This window comes from Streptomyces sp. NPDC046876, from assembly GCF_040645035.1.
Taxonomy (GTDB): Bacteria; Actinomycetota; Actinomycetes; order Streptomycetales; family Streptomycetaceae; genus Streptomyces.
In genome coordinates this window covers 1-2151 of the sequence record NZ_JBEYXK010000220.1, presented here as the reverse complement: position 1 = coordinate 2151, position 2151 = coordinate 1, and the positions used below count along the sequence as shown (strand labels likewise).

Here is a 2151-nt window from a genome sequence, read left to right as displayed (position 1 = left end):
GTCGAAGTACTTTAATCCTTTGTCTTCATACAATTTAGCTATAGTGAGGAATGCTTCAAGACTTTTTACTAAGTCAAATAAATCAACAAGAGTTTCTTCTTCCACTACATTTTGAACATATAAAATTCTATTTAGAACTCCTTTCAAATCTTTGTTTCAATTTTTATAACCTCCATTACTAAACTTCAAATTAAAAATGCTGTAAAGTTTCGGTTTTGAATGTAACTTAATTCACATTAAGTTACATTCGATTTATCAGAATCGAGCGAAGTATGAATACTTGATATTGAAATTTTTCATCAAAATATCTTCTAGTTTAGTTAAATACCGGTCTACTGCTTTTAACAACATATCAGAAGTTATTGTGCTTTCGTGTTCAAATTCTTCCCAAATTGAAAATAGCTGCCATTCTTTTTCGCTTTTTCTAACAAAAGCCAAGATAGGTCCTTCTCTTTCATCATGTTCCATCGTAAAGTAATAAAAATCATTTTCTCCTTCGGAATCTTTCACTCTCCACTTTTTTAAAGCAACCCCCAGTTCAAGCAACGCTAAGGACGGTTCATGAAAGAAACACGAATGACCGATATAAATGGTTAATTCCCCTTGCACATCAATCAATAATTTTCCGTTTTTCTGTCGAATTAACTTTTTATCCAATTTCAATAATGGATCCAATTCAAAATCAATAGCCAGATTCTCCATGCAATCACTCCTTCAGTACGTTTCTACTGGAATTTTTCAGTGTGAATGTAACTTAACTGCACTTAAGTTACATTCGTTTTCGCTGAAATAAAGGACGCCTTTAACCTTATGGAGTTCTCATGTAATTTTTCGATAATGTTATTGGAGAACGCGGTGTGCTGTCATTTTTTGTTTCATTTACAAAAAAGATATTGGAATTAACTTCTCCATATTGGCCCGTGTAAGGCATTTCTAGCGATTCAAATAAAGCGATCTCTTCGTCTGCTATCTTCATAACGAATGTTTGATAATCTTCCAAATCTGACGCAGTAAAGTCTCTTGTTGCCTCTCCTTTTTTTAATGCTTCATCAATCATTTCTCTCAACTTAAGTAAAGCGCTTGTATTGCCTACAATAAATGATTCGTGGTGAGGCATGTGTTGTGCGTAGATATGCAGAAAGTTAGTAGAATTAAGAGTCAATTTTCCATCTCCTCTTCGATTATTTTTGCCTAATTCTACGAAGAAAACGATTCGACAGTTTCAAAAACAAATTCAATTTCTTATTATTTATTCCAGATCCTTGCCCATAAACTTCGGGTATCTTTTTTAGGCATTATTGGTTCAGGTTCGCTTTCTTCCTCCTGTGAGGACTTTATAGATGAAACTTTTTTAATCTAAAAATTTTTACTTTGAAAAATAGAGTTAATAAGATGAACCGGAAGAGCTTTTTCAGGAAGTTAGTCAATGTTAACTTAAAATAGAGTGCGATAATTGCAATTTCCAAACTCAACTATTTAATTATAATATTTCTTTATTTCTCAGATTTGATTTCCACAAGCAGACCTGTTTAAACCCATGATTTGGAATGAAGAAATTCATCAATCTATCTTGGAAAGAGTGGGAGAAGCTTTACAGCTAGGCACTGTGGTTGCTGCAATTTGTGGTGCAATTGAGGCCCTCGCAAATATGGGGTATTTAGACACTAGAAAGCATACAAGTAATAACTTGGAATATACTAAAATGGTATGTCCTACGTATAAAGGGGAAAAGTTCTATGAGGTGGAATCGGCGGTATCCGATGCGAATTTAGTTACTGCGTCATTCTCCAATTGGAAACCGCTATGCAGCCAACATGACGTCTCGATTTATTTTGCGGATTCCGGCACGCCTTCTAAGCGCCTTGAATGAATATTCCAACGGGCTGCTTCGAAAAGACGGCTTGCCAAAGGAAATGGACTTCAACCAGGTGGACCAACCGTTCATTTCCTCAGTGGTTGACAAACGGAATAACATCCCACGGAAGTCGCTGGATTACCGCACACCTTTGGAGGCATTTTTGAGTCACCTGAATGGAGTGGACTTGTCTAGCTTATATTGACAAACGGAAAAGAAAAACAATATATTTTGATTTACAACGATTATTTCGCTAAACTATGTAAAGACTCAATAGAGGTGACATGATAATGACT

General features: G+C 35.2%; 2 protein-coding genes and 2 pseudogenes. 2 read left to right on the top strand and 2 right to left on the bottom strand.

Translation table 11 applies throughout. From position 1 onward, the window contains the following. Positions 1-255: 255 nt before the first annotated feature. Both ABZ924_RS38460 and ABZ924_RS38455 read right to left on the bottom strand, forming a co-directional pair. Complete coding sequence (locus ABZ924_RS38460) at positions 256-702, bottom strand: hypothetical protein (RefSeq protein WP_341963696.1); 447 nt, start codon at positions 700-702, stop codon at positions 256-258. Between the two features lie 106 nt (positions 703-808). Next, the gene (locus ABZ924_RS38455; protein WP_361920375.1) at positions 809-1117 is read right to left on the bottom strand and encodes a hypothetical protein; all 309 of its coding nucleotides are present in this window, start codon (positions 1115-1117) and stop codon (positions 809-811) included. Between the two features lie 420 nt (positions 1118-1537). Here ABZ924_RS38455 and ABZ924_RS38450 point away from each other — a divergent pair. Then, positions 1538-1771, top strand: a pseudogene (locus tag ABZ924_RS38450) (DJ-1/PfpI family protein); the annotation flags it as partial. 12 nt (positions 1772-1783) lie between these two features. Beyond that, positions 1784-2060: pseudogene (locus tag ABZ924_RS38445) on the top strand (IS30 family transposase); the annotation flags it as partial. Positions 2061-2151: the final 91 nt, after the last annotated feature.

Excerpts from the sequence above, each read along its gene's own strand:
- ABZ924_RS38460 (WP_341963696.1), bottom strand. The coding sequence starts at position 702 with ATGGAGAATCTGGCTATTGATTTTGAATTGGATCCATTATTGAAATTG.
- ABZ924_RS38455 (WP_361920375.1), bottom strand. The coding sequence starts at position 1,117 with ATGCCTCACCACGAATCATTTATTGTAGGCAATACAAGCGCTTTACTT.